The sequence below is a fragment of the Pyxidicoccus trucidator genome, from assembly GCF_010894435.1.
In the GTDB taxonomy this organism is placed as follows: Bacteria; Myxococcota; Myxococcia; order Myxococcales; family Myxococcaceae; genus Myxococcus; species Myxococcus trucidator.
Genome location: NZ_JAAIXZ010000015.1, coordinates 185516 through 201123 on the forward strand (window position 1 = coordinate 185516; position 15608 = coordinate 201123).

Consider the following 15608-nt stretch of genomic DNA (forward strand, 5'->3'; position numbering starts at 1 on the left):
CCCTGAAGCGTATTCCCTGGAGGGGAATGCCCAAACGAGCCGCCTCCAGGAATGGGTAGGAACTCCTGGACGTCGCGGCGCCACAGTCCCTCAACCATGGGTTGAAAGTCCCAGCACCCCATGGTTCATTCAACCAGCCGCCCTGCCCCAACAGGCTCAGGGCGTGACGACGAGGCGGATGGGGTTGCCCTCCTTCTTCACGAGCCGCTCCACGCCGCGAGCGACGTCCTCCAGCGGCAGCGTCGCCGTCACGGAGCGGGACACGTCCAGGCGCTTCGTGCCCACCAGCGTCACCAGCTCGTCCAGGTGCTTCTTCTCGTAGCCGAGGTGTCCGAGCATCGCGTGGGACTGGACGCCGAACACGACGCCCGGCCCCAATTGGATGGGCTCGGGTGAGAGGCCCACCATCACCGCACGGCCGTGGCGGCCGAGGCATGAGGCGGCCTGGGCCAGCACGCTGTTCGCGCCCACCAGGTCCACCGCCACGTCCAGGCCCAGCCCGCCGGTGTACTGGAACACCTTCTTCCTCAACTCCGGCATGCGCGGGTCGAACGACGCGTCCGCGCCGAACTCGAGGGCCCGCGCGCGTGCCGCCTCGTTCGTGTCGAAGGCGAGGATGGGCGCCGCACCCACCATGCGCGCAATCTGCACCGCATGGACGCCCAGGCCCCCAATCCCCCACAGCCCGATGGACTGCGCGGGGCGCAGCTGTGCGCGCTCCACCAGGCCCGCGTACGGCGTGGCCACGGCGTCCGCGAGGATGGCGGCCTGCTCGAAGGGCAGGTGGTCGGGAATCGTGGACAGCGCGAAGTACGGCACGACGACGTACTCGGCCCAGGCGCCGTCGTAGTGGAAGCCCATGATTTGAAAGGCGAGGCACTCCTGGAGCCGGCCGTTGGCGCACTTCACGCAGCGCCCGCACGGCCTGCCCCCGGCCATGGCGACGCGGTGCCCCGGCTCCCAGTGCGGCGGCACTCCGGGCCCCACCTCGTCGACGACGCCGGAGGCCTCGTGCCCCGGAGTCACCACGGGCAACGGGGACTTCAGCGAGCCGTCGAGGAGGTGCGCATCCGAGAGGCAGATGCCACAGGCTTTCACCCGCACCCGCACCTCACCCGGGCCGGGCGTGGGCACCGGCACGTCCTGCACTGTCAGGGTCCGGGCGGCGGTATCGAAGCGCGCGGCCCGCATCATCCGCTGGTGGGCACCACTCATGGTCAGCTCCTCCTGGCAGCAGCGTTCGTCCCCAGCGGGCGGGCGCCAACCGGCGATGGAGCGCGACGGGAGCCGTCAGCCCGCCGAGCCCCGGGCAGGCCGGATGCTAGTAGCGTTCATGGAAGTCGTGGGCGAGGAACGCAGACGCGAGCGCTCAGCCTCGAACATCCGCATCGCTGTTTCGCAGAGCGGAACCGACAACTGCAGCGGCGCTGGCCCCGCTCCTGGCTCCCGCGCGTGCGCTGTCAGGCGCCTGCTCGCAAGGAGGACAGGCGGGCCTCAAGAGTGCGCCTGCCTGCCATGACCACCAGTGCATAGCGTGAGCGCATGCTCGGCAACCGCACTTCGGAAGAGTGGATCTCGGAGTACTCGAAGAGCCACACGCACCCGGTCAACCGCTTCTGTCACACCGTGGGCATCCCGATGATTGCGTCCTCGGTGCCGTTGGCGGTGGCCTCACCCTTCGTCCCGGGGCTGTGGAAGCTGCCCACGGGGCTCTTCGTGGTGGGTTGGGTCTTCCAGTTCGCGGGCCACGCCTTCGAGCGCAAGCCACCCGAGTTCCTCAAGGACTGGCGCTTCCTCTTCGTGGGCCTGCGGTGGTGGGCGGCGAAGGTGTCAGGCCGGGCCTGACGCCGCTCGGAGCGAGACGATGAAGGGCCTGCGCACCTGGGTGTGCCGTGCGGTCAGGTCTTCCCCGAACCAACCTGCTGCGTCCCCGGTAGCGTGCGAAATGAAGGAATGGCTCAGGGTCCTGCCGCCGCCACGCGCTTTGCCCTATGCTTCACAGCCAGTCCTATCCCGTGTGTGCACGGGAGCCTTACGGAAAGTGGCCAGCCATGGCGTGGTACGATTCTGAAGCGGAGTTCTTCGCGGCGATGGATAACGGGGAACTCTCTCTGCACGAGGTCAGCGGGTACCACACCCAGCGCGACCAGCAGCTCAACGCGAACGTAGGGACGTTCTTCGGCATGAGCCGGGAGTACTCGGTCCGGACGAGCACCTTTGGCTCGACGGGCTACGTGCTGCACACCCATCAGGTCGGAAGCTTCATCTCCGCGGCCCACATCAAGGACGGCTCGTTCGGACGCATCACGTTCAGGTTCAACGACCTGCGCACCCTGGACAATCGCCTGTAGGCCCTGGCGCGATGCTCAACGCCGGCCCGCTCCAATGCGCTCGAGCACGGCGGCCACCACCCGGTCACAGCGAGGGGCCTGGAAGGCGAAGGCCTCCTCCAACGGGTCGTCGAGTCGGGCCGCCAGCTGCTCGCGGACGAGCGTCTTGGCCCGGTGCAGCCGCGTCTTCACCACGGCCTCACTGACTGCCAGCGCCTCGGCGGTCTCCGCCGTGGACAGCTTCTCGACCTCCCGGAGCATGAAGATGGTGCGGTAGATGCCTGGCAACCCGTCGAGGGTCTGCTCCAGGTGCCGCGCCAGTTCGCGGCCGAAGGCACGTCGCTCCGGGTCGGGCTCGTTGTGCTCCAGGTGCTTCATGTCTTCCTCCCGGGTGCCATCGCCCCCGCCGCTGAGGGCGACCAGCCGGCCGCGGTGCCCCAGGCGCAGCGGGCCGCCGCGTCCATCGTGTCGTCAGGGCGCTTCACATCCGCGAGAGAATCTCCGCCTTCTTCTGCTCGTACTCGCCCTGCGTGATGAGCTCGCCGTCCAGCATCGACTGGAGGTCCTTCAAGGCCTTGACCGGGTCCGAGGGAGCCAGGGTTCTGGCCTCGGAATATCCAGCAGCCCCCGCGAGGAGGGCTTGGATGCTCTGGGGGCGCTGCTGCTCGACGGGCCCCAGGACGACGAACCGCTGTGGGTCGTTCGGGTCGACCTTCACCTTGAGGCGCATGCCGGGCTCCAGGATGAATGCCTTCCAATCATGTGCCCGGCTGCGGTGCTGCACCGTGTACGCGGGGCGGCCCGGCACCTTGAACTCCAGCAGGAAGTCGTAGACGTAACTCTTGTTGATCCGCATCGACGTGCGCTCCATCCGGAGGATGGTGGCCTCGCCGGCTGTTCCGTGCTCGCGGAGGCGCTGCGTCTGCGCGTGCGAATAGAAGAAGTAACACGCCACGCCGAGGCCGGCGATCAGCATGAGCAAGATGGGCGAGAGCATCAGGAATGACGCCAGCATGTGAAGCTCAGCCCCCGAACACCGGCAGCACCGGAGCATCCTTGAGCCGCGGTGCCCGAGCATCCTTCCCGGACAGCAGCGGCTCCGTCACCGGCCACGGAATCCCCAAATCCGGGTCATTCCACAGCACCCCACGCTCCGTCTCCGGCGCGTACAGCGTGGTGCACTTGTAGTGGAAGTCGGCGTACTCGCTCAGCACGCAGAAGCCGTGGGCAAACCCTGGCGGAATCCACAGCTGCCGCCGGTTCTCCGACGACAGCTCCACCGCCGACCACCTGCCGAACGTGGGCGAGCCGCGCCGCACGTCCACGGCCACGTCGTACACGGCGCCGGTGAGCACCTGCACCAGCTTCCCCTGGGCCTGGGGCTCCTGGAAGTGCAGCCCGCGCAGGATGCCCTTCGCCGAGCGCGAGTAGTTGTCCTGCACGAAGGGCCCGGGGATGCCCGCCTCCGCGTAGCGCTTCGCGTGGAACGTCTCCATGAAGAAGCCCCGGTCGTCGCCGAACACCTTCGGCTCCAACAGCAGCACCTCGGGCAGCTCCAGCGGGGTGACTTTCACGACACCGCCCCCCGGTTCTCCGCGAGCGCGAGCAGGTACTGGCCGTACTCGTTCTTGCGCATCGGCTCCGCCAGCGTGACGAGCTGCTGCGAGTCGATGTAGCCCATGCGGAAGGCAATCTCCTCCGGGCAAGCCACCTTGAGCCCCTGCCGCCGCTCGATGATCTCGATGAAGTTGGACGCCTGCATCAGCGACTCGTGCGTGCCGGTATCCAGCCACGCGTAGCCACGCCCCATCAGCTCCACGTCCAGCTGCCCCCGGCGCAGGTACTCCGCGTTGACGTCGGTGATCTCCAGCTCGCCGCGCTTGCTCGGCTTGAGGTTGGCGGCGATGTCGAGCACCTGGTTGTCGTAGAAGTACAGCCCGGTGACGGCATAGTTGGACTTCGGCTTCGCCGGCTTCTCCTCCAGGCTCACCGCGCGGTGGTTGGCGTCCAGCTCCACCACGCCGTACCGCTCCGGGTCCTTCACGTAGTAGCCGAACACGGTGGCGCCGGTGGTCCGCTTCGCCGCGCGCTGGGCCATCTCCACCAGCCCGTGGCCGTAGAAGATGTTGTCACCCAGGACGAGCGACACGTTGTCCTGGCCCACGAAGTCGCGGCCGATGATGAACGCCTGGGCCAGCCCTTCCGGCTTCGGCTGCTCCGCGTAGCTGAAGCGCATGCCCCACTGCGCGCCGTCGGACAGCAGCTCGCGGAAGCGCGGCAGGTCCTGCGGGGTGGAGATGACCAGCACGTCGCGGATGCCCGCCAGCATCAGCGTGCTGAGCGGGTAGTAGATCATCGGCTTGTCGTGCACGGGCAGCAGCTGCTTGCTGACCACGCGAGTCAGGGGGTACAGCCGCGTGCCCGAACCGCCGGCGAGAATGATGCCCTTCATATCCACCTCGGAAAGTCAGTGTCCCCGCGCGGCTCGCCACGCGGCGTGGAAGCGCGCCAGCGACTCGGCCAGCTCCATGGGTTGAACCGAAAGCTCGCGACGGGCCTTGTCCGTGCGCAGGCCGCTCTTCAGGGGGCGGGGGCTCGGCAGCTTCAGGTCCGCCATGCGCGTGGGGGCGATGAGCTTCGCGTCGAAGCCGAACACCTCGCACAGCGCGAGGCCGAAGCCCACCCGGTCAATCACCGTCCCGCCGCACGTGTTCCACACGCCGCCCAGCCGCCGCTCACCCAGCTCCACCAGCATGGCGGCCACGTTCTCCGCGAAGCTGGGGGACACCACCTGGTCCTCGAAGAGGCGCACCGGCCCGCCCTTCTCCAGCGACGTCACCAGCCACGCGCCGAAGTTCATGCGCCCTTCCACCGGCGGCCAGCCGTACACCACCGCCGTGCGGGCAATGGCGCACCCGGGCGCGAGCACCCGCGCGGCCTGCTCGCCCATGTGCTTCGTCACCGCGTAGACGCCGCGCGGGTTGGGCAGCGCGGCCTCGTCGTAGGGCCCCGCGTCGCCGTCGAAGACGTAGTCGGTGGACACGTGCACCAGGTGCGCCCCGGCCTTGCGAGCGCCCCGGGCCACCGCCGCGGCGGCGGTGACGTTGCCGGCGTAGGCGGCCTCCGGGTCCTTCTCGCAGGCGTCCACCTCCGTCATGGAGGCGCAGTGGAGGATGACCTCGGGCGCCGCGGCCTCGATGGCGGACGCCACGTCCGCCTCGCGCGTCAGGTCCACGGCCACGTAGCCGTAGTCGCCGCCCGTGCGGCGAGCGCCCCGGCCCAGCCCCACCACCGTGTGCCCGCGCTGCTGGAGCAGCGTGCAGGCGCGGCTGCCGACCAGGCCGTTGGAGCCGGTGACGAGGAAGCGCATGGCGTCAGGCCTTCCCCTGCAGGCGCGAGCGGTACTGCGACTCGAAGTACTGCCGGTAGGCGCCGCTCATGACACGCTCCCACCAGGCGGGGTGGTCCACGAACCAGCGCACCGTCTCCGCCAGGCCCTGCTCGAAGGTGTGCGCGGGCGTCCAGCCCAGCTCGGTGCGCATCTTCGTCGGGTCGATGGCGTAGCGCCGGTCATGTCCGGGGCGGTCCTTCACGTACTGGATGAGGGACTCCGGCTTGCCCACCAGCCCGAGGATGGCCTTCACAATCTCGATGTTGCGCCGCTCCGCCCCGCCGCCGATGTTGTAGACCTCGCCGGCCCGGCCCTTCTCCAGCGCCAGCAGCAGCGCCTGGCAGTGGTCCTCCACGTGGAGCCAGTCGCGCACGTTGCCACCGTCGCCATACACGGGCAGCGGCTTGTCGTGCAGCGCGTTCACCACCATGAGGGGGATGAGCTTCTCGGGGAACTGGTAGCGCCCGTAGTTGTTCGAGCAGCGCGTGACGACCACGTCCAGCTTGAAGGTGTGGTGGTACGCCAGGGCGATGAGGTCCGAGCTCGTCTTGCTGGCCGAGTACGGGCTGGACGGCTGCAGGGGCGACGTCTCGGTGAAGGCGCCGGTGGGGCCGAGGGAGCCGTAGACCTCGTCGGTGGACACCATGAGGAAGCGCTTCACGCCCCGGGCGCGGCTGGCCTCCAGCAGCTGCTGGGTGCCCAGCACGTTGGTGGTGACGAAGACCTCGGGGCCGAGGATGGAGCGGTCCACGTGGCTCTCGGCGGCCAGGTGCATCACCGCGTCGATGGAGTGCACCGCCATGAGGTGCTCGACGAGCTCGCGGTTGCCGATGTCGCCGCGCACGAAGACGTGCTGGGGGTCACCCTCCAGCTCGGAGAGGTTCTCCAGATTCCCGGCGTACGTGAGCTTGTCGAGGTTGACCACCGTCCAACCCGGCCGCACACGGCGGAGGTACTTCACGAGGTTGGAGCCGATGAAGCCACAGCCGCCAGTCACCAGTACGTTCATGTCCCGCGAACCTTGGGTGCTCAGAGAGGGTGTCTGCGTATAAGAGGGGTTTCCTACCGTCAAGGCGCCAGGGGCTCGGGCTTGTGTGCCCGCCCCTGGCGGCTGTAAGGGGACCGGGCGTGAGTGCTCAGCGAACCAGCTCCATCCACCAGGTCCTCCCCCGGCTCGCCTGGGGGGACGCGGTGGGCAACCAGGTGCGCTACCTCCAGGGGCTGCTGCGCCGCTGGGGCTACGTGTCGGAGATCTACGCGGAGACGTGGGACGACGCCTGCAAGGACCAGGTGCGCCCGGTGCGTGACTACGCGCGCGAGGCGGGCCGGGACTCAATCCTGCTGGTGCACCACAGCTTCGAGTCGCGCCTGGTGCCGCTCATCACCCGGGCGCCCGGCCGGAAGGTGCTCGTCTACCACAACGTGACGCCTGCCCGGCTGTTCGAGGGGTTCGAGCGGAAGGTGGCCGCCGCGTGTGACGGCGCCCGTGACGAGCTGCTGGCGCTGCGGCCCCAGGTGGAGTGTGCCTTCGCCTACTCGCGCTTCAGCGCGGAGGAGCTGGTGGCGGCGGGGTACCGGAACGTCTCGGTGCTGCCCTTCGCCATCGACTGGACGGCGTTCGACACGGCGCCGGACCCGGTGCTCCAGGCGGAGCTGGGGGACGGCTGCGCCAACGTGCTCTTCGTGGGGCGCGCGGTGCCGAGCAAGAAGGTGGATGACGTGCTGCGCGTCTTCACCGCATACCAGCGGCTGTACCAGCCGAGGAGCCGGCTCGTGGTCGCCGGCTATCTGCACCGTGACGGCGCCTATGGGGCCTACCTGCACGGGCTGAAGGACGTGCTCGGCGCGGAGCAGGTGCGCTTCCTCGGGAGGGTGAGCGCGGCACAGCTCTCCGCGTGCTTCGCTACCGCGTCGGCGTACCTTTCCATGAGCCGGCACGAGGGCTTTGGCGTCCCGCTGCTGGAGGCCATGTACCGGGGCGTGCCGGTGGTGGCGTACGGGGCCGCGGCGGTGCCGGAGACGATGGGCGGCGCGGGGCTCGCGACGCTCTCGGACGACCCGGGCGACGTGGCGGAGCTGCTCGCGGTGCTGGAGCGGAGCCCGGCCCTGCGCGAGCAGGTCATCACCGCCCAGCGCGAGCGGCTGGCCACGCTGACCCAGGACGCCGTGGCCGAGCAGGTGCGGAAGGCCTTCCAGGGAGTGCTCTCCGGGGGCGCGGAAACGTCCCCTGCCCCGTCCCCGGCCGCCTCGGTGGAGCTGGTGTGCCCGGGCTTCACGCTGCGCCCTGACGACGCCATGTCCCGTCTCGCGCGGAGGATGGCGGAGCGGCTGCCGGGGGCTCGCATCCTTGCCCTCCGTCAACGGGGCGCGGAGCCCTCCCTGGGCCTGGGCCCCGAAGACGTGGGAGGAGTCCCGGTGTGGCACTTCACTCCGGACCAGCCGCCGCGACGTGAATCGGAGGCGCTGCCCGGGTCCTCGTCACTGGAGACGGTGGCGCGGGGCTCCCCGGCGTCGGTGCTGCTGCCCGGCTCCTCGTCGCTGGAGACTGCGGTGCGAGTCTCCTCGGCGCCGGTGGTGCTGCTGGGTACGGACACGCTCGCCGCGCAGGCAGTGCTGCCCCACGTGAAGGAGCGGGCCTGGGGGGTGTACGAGGCCTCGCTTCCCGGGTCGCTCCTCGAACCTGCACGGCAGCAACTGGGCCGGCGGATGGTGATGCTGGACGCGTCGAGTCCCGACGATGCCCTGCGGGCGATGCTGAGCGCCCTGCCCTCTACAGCTGGAGGTTCCCGTGCGACCTGAAGACCTGCTCACCCGCGCACCCTCGCCCGAGGCAGTGGCGCGTGAGACGCGGAAGCTGGCGCAGCCTTCGGAGGAAGCGCGCGAGGCGCTGCGCCGCTCCCTGGAGGCCGCCGCGAGTCCACCGGCTCCCGCGCCCTGGCCGGCGCTGCTCCAGGAAGCGCGCGGGAAGATGGACAGCCGCTACGCCGAGCCGGCGACGTCGCACCGGGGCGGGCTCGCGGGGCTGGCGCTGGTGGTGTCGAAGCGGGTCTTCCGCCGCGTCTTCCAGCCCTTCATCAACGAGGCGCTGCGCAAGCAGGTGGAGTTCAACGAGTCCATCCTCGACGCGCTCGCGACCATCCACGACGTGCAGCGCGAGCACTCGCGCACCCAGGCCACGTGGCGGCAGGAGCTGGAGCGCAGGCTGGCCCGCATCGAAGCCGCAGCGGAGCGTGCCGCGGCGCATGCACCCTCCGACACCACGCACCAGGCCACGAAGCCCTCGGCGAGCAAGTCGTCCGAGCCTGCTCCCGCCAACGCCGCCCGCCAGGCCACGAAGCCTTCGGCGCCCAAGTCGGCCGAGCCTGCTCCCGCCAACGCCACCCGCGCGGGAGAAGCCTCGCGGCCCCCTCCGCCCGAGCCCGCCCGTGGCGGCACCTCGCGTGGACGCTCCAGGCGGCGCTAGCGCTGCCCGGGGCGCGGCCCGCTCCCCCCTTCGAGGTACTCCCCTTGCGAATCTGTCTCGTCTCCAGAGCGCTCGCGCCATTCTCCGCGGGAGACCTCGCCGCGTATGTCTCACGGATGTCCCGCGCCTTCGCCGAGGCGGGCCACGAGGTCCACGTCCTCACCGCGCCCCAGCCGGGCCTCGTCGCGGCGGCGGAGACCGAGCTGCCCGGCGTGCGCGTCCACACCGTGGAGGAGCTGACCTCCGGCTTCGCGGGCGCCTTCTCGCATGCGCCCATCCGCCACGCGATGCAGGTCTACACGGCGCTGCGCAGGCTTCACGAGCAGCACCCCTTCGACTTCATCGAGTTCCCCGAGCGCGAGTGCGAGGGCGCCTTCGCGCTCCGAGCGAAGCGCACGCTGGGCCACTTCGCCTCCGCCGTGCTCGCGGTGCGCCTGCACACGCCCACGGCCGAACTCCAGAAGCTGAACCGCGTCGCCGCGCTGACGCTGGACACCGCGCAGCAGGAGTTCTTCGAGGCCAGCTCCCTCCGCGAGGCGGACCTGCTCCTCTCCCCCACCCGTGCCCTGCTGGACCGGGTGACGCAGCAGCTCGGCCTCGGCGACATCGGCGTGGTGGTGCCCTACCCCTTCGCTCCGCTCACCGTGCCCACCGAGCCGCGGCCGCCCCCCGAAACCCTCCCGTGCGTGCGCTACGCCGGCCCGTTGGAGTACCGGAAGGGCGTCCACCTGCTCATCGACGCCATGCAGGTCCTCTTCGAGCGCGGGCTCCACGCGGAGGTGCGGCTCATCGGCGATGACACGCCGACGGGCCCTGCGGGCCGCTCCTATCTTCAGTGGCTGCAGCGGCGCATCGCCCCCGCGTGGAAGGACCGGTTCCACTTCGCGGCGCGCGACACGCGCACTGAGCACATCCTCACCGGAGCGGCGGTGTGCTGCGTCCCCTCCCTCTGGGACAACCTCCCCTACGAAGGTCTGGAGGCCATGGCCTCCGGCCACCTCGTGGTGGCCAGCGACGCGGGCGGCCTCGCCGAGCTCATCGAGGATGGCCACAGCGGGCTCCTCTTCCGCACGGGCGACGTGCCGCACCTCGCAGCCGTCCTGGAGAAGGCGCTCGGAACACCCGCCCCACGAGACACCGCGCGTCAGGCGGCACCAGCGCGCATCGCCCGCCACTGCGACCCGGCGAGCCTCGTGAAGCAGGTCGAGGAAGCAGTGGCCCGCGCAGCCCCCACGAGGCACCAGGGACCGCCGAAGCCCGCGTCACGGCTTCCGGAGCCCGGCACGCCGCGCGTCTCCTTCCTGGTGCCCTACTACAACATGGGGCGCTACCTGCCGGAGACGCTGCGCTCCATCCGCGCGCAGACCTTCACCGACTACGAAATCGTCCTCGTGGACGACGGCTCGACAGACGCGGAGAGCATCGCGCTGCTGGACACGCTCCAGGCGCCGGACCTGCGCATCCTCCGCCAGCGGAACGGTGGGCTCAGCGCGGCACGCAACACGGGCCTGCGCGCCGCTCGGGGGCACTACATCCTGCCGCTGGACCCGGACGACCTCATCGAGCCCACCTTCCTGGAGAAGGCGCTGGCGGTGATGGAGGGCACACCCGGGCTGGCCTATGTCACGTCCCTGGTCGCCTACTTCCGCGAGACGCCAGACAACGTGGTGGGAGGCTGGGTGCCCTCGGGCCTGGACCGCGACGCGCTCTGGGTGGTCAACGTGGCGTCCACCTGCACGGCGTTGATGGAGCGCCGGCTCGTGGAGGAGCTCGGTGGCTATGACGAGTGGCTCGCCTCGTACGAGGACTGGGACGTCTTCTCCCGGATGGCGGAGCGCGGTCTCACGGGGACGGTCCTCCCGGAGCCCCTCTTCCTGTACCGGCTGCGCCCGGACTCGATGACCCGCAGCCTGCGGCTGAACGAGCGTCAGCAGAGCCTCGCGTACCTGAGCCACAAGCACCCCATCCTCGCGCTGGACCCGGGACGCGCCCTCCGCATCCGCGAAGGCGAGGCCCACAGGCTCGAAGTGCGGCTGCGTGAGGAGGCCGCGGCGGCCATCCCACCGCCCCTGCTCAACCGGGTGGCGGACCGGGTGAATGGCACCCTCAAGCAGTTCGACTTCCTCCACGACACGCTGCGGCGAGCCGCCCGGCTGGTGGCGCCGGACGCGTCCCGCCCCATCCGACATCAGCTCATGGAGCGCCTCCGGAAGAAGCCGCCCACCGACTCCTGAGTACGGGGCCGTGGCGCCACCTGCGCGCCCGCCCGCCTGGTCGCCTGGCGAAAATGGGTCGTTAAATGAGCATTAAATGGGCGTGTCGATTCGCCAGGAGCTCGTTCGACGTGTCAGTAGAACCGGCACTGAGGCCGGCCCACACGAACCCAGGGAGATACGACGATGCGCTTCATGATCTTGATCAAGGCCAACAAGGACTCCGAGGCCGCCGTGATGCCCGACGAGAAGATGCTGACCGAGATGGGCAAGTACAACGAGGAGCTGGTGAAGGCCGGAATCATGCTCGCCGGCGAGGGGCTCCACCCCAGCTCGAAGGGCGCGCGGATCCATTTCTCCGGCAACAAGCGGACCGTCATCGACGGCCCCTTCTCCGAGACGAAGGAGCTGATCGCCGGCTTCTGGCTGTGGCAGGTGAAGTCGAAGGAAGAGGCCATCGAGTGGGTGAAGCGCTGCCCCAACCCGACCGGCGAGGAGTCCGAAATCGAAATCCGCCAGGTCTTCGAGACCGCGGACTTCGGCGAGGTGCTCACGCCCGAGCTCCGTGAGCAGGAGGACCGGCTCCGCGCGACCGTCGAGAAGCAGCAGCGCGGCTAGTCAGCCCCTCGGGAGGTGGGCGGAGGGCTCAGCCCTTCGCCGCCCCCAGGCTCGTGTAGACGGTCTGCAGGCCGTCCGGCCCCACCGACACGCCGATTGGCCAGCAGCGCCAGCAGCGCCAACCCGAGCAGTCCCGTCCCCGCGCCACCGGACTGCTGGCAGCCGCAGCCGCTCGAGTCGAGAGGCGGTGGCGGTGGGCTCGTACCCGGGGAGCCCGCGTCCGGCCCCTGGCTCCCGGCATCCGCCCCCTGGCTCCCAGCATCCGGCACCGTGCTACCGCCATCCGGCACCGTGCTACCGCCATCCGGAGTCCCCCCGTCAACGCGGGATGCCGCCTGCACCCGCACCTCGAAGGTGCAGCTCCGGCTGTTGCCGCTCGTGTCCGTGGCCGTGGCTTGCACCTCGGTGGTGCCCACGGAGAACACGCTGCCCCGCGCAGGAGCGTAGGCCACCGTCACGGCGGCGGAGACCGTGTCCGACGCCATCGCCTCCGGCCACTCCACGGCCACTCCCGCCGCGGACGTCGCCGTCGCGGACTGCGCGGGCGGGCACTCCAGGGCCGGAGGCGTCGTGTCCCGCACGGTGACGGTGAAGGCGCACGTCGCCACATTGCCCCCGCTGTCGGTGGCGGTGACACGCACCTCGGTGGCTCCCAGCGCGAAGGTGCCGCCACTGGCATGGCTGTAGGCCACCATCGGAGTCTCCCCCGGGTCCGTCGCGGTGGCCGGAGGGTAGCTCACTGGCGCGCCCTGCCCGTTCACCGCCTCCACCACCTGCGCTGCGGGACAGGTCACCTGGGGAGGCTCCGCATCCTCCGCCGTCCAGGTCGCCGCCCACAGCTCCACTCCCGAGGTCGCGGTCCAGGCCGGGAAGTACAGGCGCTGTCCCGACGTCACAAACCAGCGCGGCGCGGACGACGCGACGCCCGGGGCGATATCCGCCACGCGCACCGTGCCCTCAGGCGTGCCATTCGTCCGCCACAGCTCCTGCCCGGACAGCCCATCCGACGCGGAGAAGACGAGCGGCCCCGTCGCCCCCAGACGCGTGAAGGGCCCTGGGATGCTGGCGCTCGTGCCACCACCCTTGCGGAGCTCCTTCACCCGCACCGTACCGGCCGCCGTGCCGTCACTGCGCCACGGCTGGTAGCCACTGGCACCGTCATCGGCCCAGAACACCAGTGTGTTTCCGAAGGAGGTGAGCTGCACGGGCGGGAGCACCTTCTCGTTCGTCCCGAACGCGCGGACCTTCATCGGGGCGCCGCCATCGCTCTTCCACAGCTCGGGCGGGCCATTCTGGGGCTCGGCGGTGAAGAAGAGCGTGCTTCCCAGGATGGCCGTGTTCGTCGGCCCGGTCTTCTTCCAGGACTTGGAGGGCACGGAGCCCAGCAGGCGCGTCCCTGCCGCCGTTCCATCACTCGTCCACAGCGCCCGACCCTGCGTCTCGGTGGTGGCCCAGAAGTAGAGCCGGCCATTCATGGCGATGAGGTGGTCGAAGGTGACGCTCTTGTCGGGCGCATCCAGGCCCGTCACCCGCACGGTGCCATTCACGGTGCCATCACTCGTCCACAGCTCCTCGTGGCGCCAGTCGGTGGAGCCCGTGAAGAAGACCCGCGAGCCCAGCGCGGTGAGCAGCCGGGGCCGCCACCCCGGCGAAGGGAGGGAGACCTGCCGCAGGCGCAGCGTCCCCCCCGGCGTCCCATCCGTGCGCCAGAGGGAGTCCCCCTCGAAGGAATAGTTCGTGAAGAAGGCCAGTGCGCCCGCGGTGACGACGGGGCGGTCGTCATTGATCCCGAAATCCATGGGCCCCAGCTGCTGGGGGGCCTGCGCGCTCGCGTCCAGGCTCCAGAGGAAGCGCTCACCCGTGGCGGCGTCGGTGGCTGCCCCCATGAGGAGCTTTCGCCCGAACCGGGTGAGGTACCTGGGACTCCAGAACGAAGTGGAGCCGCCCACCGCCACCGTGCCCCCCGACGTGCCGTCGGTCCGCCACAGGCGTTCGCCCTCGCCGTCATTCGCACTGAAGAAGAGCGTCCCCTCCAGGTCCAGGCCCCCGCCGCGCGTATCGAAGCCGAGGCCGCCCAGCGTGTAGTTGGCGAGCTTCGACACGCGCTGCGTCCCTTGCGTCGTGCCATCGCTCCGCCACAGCTCGTCGTCATCCCCCCAGAAGTGCAGCGCTCCCTGAGACCAGACGCCGCGCAACCCGGTGAAGTCGAAGTCGGTGGGCGTGTGGTTGGACAGCCGCACCGTCCCCTGGGAGGTGCCGTCCGTCTTCCAGAGCTCGACGCCGGTGACGCCGTCGTTGGCCATGAAGAACAGGCCCACGGGGGAGGAAATCATCGTCAGGGTTTCGACGTCGTCACTCGCCCATTCAATCCCCGGCGCCAGATCCGCGACCCGGCTCGTGCCCTGCGGCGTGCCATCGCTCTTCCAGAGCTCATGGCCGGCCGAGGCATCCCAGGCCCAGAAGTAGAACGCCCCGCCGTGAGGGGTGTAGGTCCCCGGGAACGAGCCCTCGGTACCGGGTGCCAGGTCGGCCATGCGGACGGTGCCGTCCGTCGTGCCGTCGCTCTTCCAGAGCTCCCGGCCGGCCTCCGCGTCCCAGGCGGAGAAGTAGAACGTGCCTCCGAAGCAGAAGAGCTGGGGCGGGAACTGGGCCCCCGGGGAGGACGGGTCGGCGGTGTCGATGTCCTTCAGGAGGACCGTCCCCGAGTCGGTGCCATCCGTCCGCCAGAGGGAGTTGCGCCCGAACTCGCGCGCCGCCCAGAAGAGGACCTTGCCGCCGCACTCGGTGAGCCCGCCGGTGTGCAGGCTGTGGAAGGGCGGCGGGTTCTGCATCACCCTCGTGGTGCCCGCGGGCGTGCCGTCGCTCTTCCAGAGCGCCATGCCGCGGGTGTCATCCGTCGCCGCGAAGAGGAGCGTGTCCCCCAGCCACGCGTGGGGGTGCCAGCCCACTGTCCCCGACGACGCATGCTCCCGGCGCAGCAGCACCGTGCCCTCGGGCGTGCCGTCGCTCTTCCACAGCGAGAAGCCCGAGCTGGGGCTCTCCGAGTCGGTGGTCCCGATGTACAGCACGCCATTGCGTTGCGTGAGGAAGCTGCCCTGCGCGCGAAGGGACTTCACCAGCACGGTGCCCTGCGCGGTGCCGTCGCTGCTCCACAGGCCGTTCAGATATGCCCCTGTCGACGCGGCGAGGAAGTACAGCCGCCCGTTCATCACCAGGGAATGGGACGGAGCCGACCCGGCGTAGCCCGGCAGCAGGTCCACCACCATGGAGGTGCCCCCGGCAGTGCCGTCCGTCCGCCACAGCTCCTGGCCATGGACCTTGTCGCTGGCGCCGAAGAGGACCGTGTTGCCGAGCGCGGCGAACATCGTCGGCTCTTCGAACACGAAGACGTCCGGCCCCGTGCCAGCGAGGAGGTCCCGCACCTGGAAGGGCGTGCCCACGAGCGCGGCGGAGTGCTCACGCGGCGCGCTCTCGGGCGCGGCCTTCGTCGCCTTCTCCTCGGCGCAGCCCATACCCAGGCACGCCGCCAGGGAAGCCCCCAGCAGCGCGCGCAGTCCTTGTCCCACGTTCATTTGATGTCCCCGGTTGGAGAA

Annotated in this window: 14 protein-coding genes; 6 read left to right on the top strand and 8 right to left on the bottom strand. The window is 70.1% G+C overall.

Annotation, left to right across the window (positions count from 1 at the left end; genetic code table 11):
* Window positions 1–156: 156 nt before the first annotated feature.
* The gene (locus tag G4D85_RS34590; protein WP_164018355.1) at window positions 157–1215 is read right to left on the bottom strand and encodes a zinc-binding dehydrogenase; all 1059 of its coding nucleotides are present in this window, start codon (window positions 1213–1215) and stop codon (window positions 157–159) included.
* Between the two features lie 327 nt (window positions 1216–1542).
* Here G4D85_RS34590 and G4D85_RS34595 point away from each other — a divergent pair, with 327 nt between their 5' ends.
* Both G4D85_RS34595 and G4D85_RS34600 read left to right on the top strand, forming a co-directional pair.
* Window positions 1543–1845: an Mpo1-like protein gene (locus G4D85_RS34595; RefSeq protein WP_164018356.1), complete on the top strand. Its 303-nt coding sequence runs from the start codon at window positions 1543–1545 to the stop codon at window positions 1843–1845.
* A gap of 206 nt (window positions 1846–2051) precedes the next feature.
* Window positions 2052–2351 carry a hypothetical protein gene (locus tag G4D85_RS34600; protein ID WP_164018357.1) on the top strand — a complete coding sequence of 100 codons (300 nt, stop codon included), beginning with the start codon at window positions 2052–2054 and terminating at the stop codon, window positions 2349–2351.
* A gap of 15 nt (window positions 2352–2366) precedes the next feature.
* Here G4D85_RS34600 and G4D85_RS34605 read toward each other — a convergent pair whose 3' ends face one another.
* From G4D85_RS34605 to rfbB, 6 genes are all read right to left on the bottom strand, one after another.
* The gene (locus G4D85_RS34605) at window positions 2367–2708 is read right to left on the bottom strand and encodes a sigma factor-like helix-turn-helix DNA-binding protein (protein ID WP_164018358.1); all 342 of its coding nucleotides are present in this window, start codon (window positions 2706–2708) and stop codon (window positions 2367–2369) included.
* A 103-nt stretch (window positions 2709–2811) separates the two neighbouring features.
* Window positions 2812–3345 (bottom strand): DUF3592 domain-containing protein, encoded by a 534-nt coding sequence (locus G4D85_RS34610; RefSeq protein WP_164018359.1) that lies wholly within the window; start codon window positions 3343–3345, stop codon window positions 2812–2814.
* A 7-nt stretch (window positions 3346–3352) separates the two neighbouring features.
* Window positions 3353–3904 (bottom strand): dTDP-4-dehydrorhamnose 3,5-epimerase, encoded by a 552-nt coding sequence (gene rfbC, locus G4D85_RS34615; RefSeq protein WP_164018360.1) that lies wholly within the window; start codon window positions 3902–3904, stop codon window positions 3353–3355.
* Window positions 3901–4782 carry a glucose-1-phosphate thymidylyltransferase RfbA gene (gene rfbA / locus G4D85_RS34620; RefSeq protein WP_164018361.1) on the bottom strand — a complete coding sequence of 294 codons (882 nt, stop codon included), beginning with the start codon at window positions 4780–4782 and terminating at the stop codon, window positions 3901–3903. The genes rfbC and rfbA overlap by 4 nt, the downstream gene beginning before the upstream one ends.
* 15 nt (window positions 4783–4797) lie before the next feature.
* Window positions 4798–5700, bottom strand: coding sequence for an SDR family oxidoreductase (locus G4D85_RS34625; RefSeq protein WP_164018362.1), 903 nt, complete (start codon window positions 5698–5700; stop codon window positions 4798–4800).
* Between the two features lie 4 nt (window positions 5701–5704).
* On the bottom strand, window positions 5705–6730 hold the full coding sequence (rfbB, locus tag G4D85_RS34630) for a dTDP-glucose 4,6-dehydratase (protein WP_164018363.1): 1026 nt from the start codon (window positions 6728–6730) through the stop codon (window positions 5705–5707).
* A gap of 119 nt (window positions 6731–6849) precedes the next feature.
* Here rfbB and G4D85_RS34635 point away from each other — a divergent pair, with 119 nt between their 5' ends.
* From G4D85_RS34635 to G4D85_RS34650, 4 genes are all read left to right on the top strand, one after another.
* Complete coding sequence (locus G4D85_RS34635; RefSeq protein ID WP_240359661.1) at window positions 6850–8520, top strand: glycosyltransferase; 1671 nt, start codon at window positions 6850–6852, stop codon at window positions 8518–8520.
* Entirely contained in the window at window positions 8510–9184 is a 675-nt protein-coding gene (locus G4D85_RS49840; protein WP_240359662.1) for a hypothetical protein, read from the top strand. Before G4D85_RS34635 ends, G4D85_RS49840 begins: the two co-directional genes overlap by 11 nt.
* Window positions 9185–9228: 44 nt before the next feature.
* Window positions 9229–11418 carry a glycosyltransferase gene (locus G4D85_RS34645; RefSeq protein ID WP_164018364.1) on the top strand — a complete coding sequence of 730 codons (2190 nt, stop codon included), beginning with the start codon at window positions 9229–9231 and terminating at the stop codon, window positions 11416–11418.
* A gap of 165 nt (window positions 11419–11583) precedes the next feature.
* Window positions 11584–12015: a YciI family protein gene (locus G4D85_RS34650; RefSeq protein WP_164018365.1), complete on the top strand. Its 432-nt coding sequence runs from the start codon at window positions 11584–11586 to the stop codon at window positions 12013–12015.
* Here G4D85_RS34650 and G4D85_RS34655 read toward each other — a convergent pair.
* Window positions 12012–15587 carry an ELWxxDGT repeat protein gene (locus tag G4D85_RS34655; RefSeq protein WP_164018366.1) on the bottom strand — a complete coding sequence of 1192 codons (3576 nt, stop codon included), beginning with the start codon at window positions 15585–15587 and terminating at the stop codon, window positions 12012–12014. The genes G4D85_RS34650 and G4D85_RS34655 overlap by 4 nt on opposite strands.
* Window positions 15588–15608 lie beyond the last annotated feature (21 nt).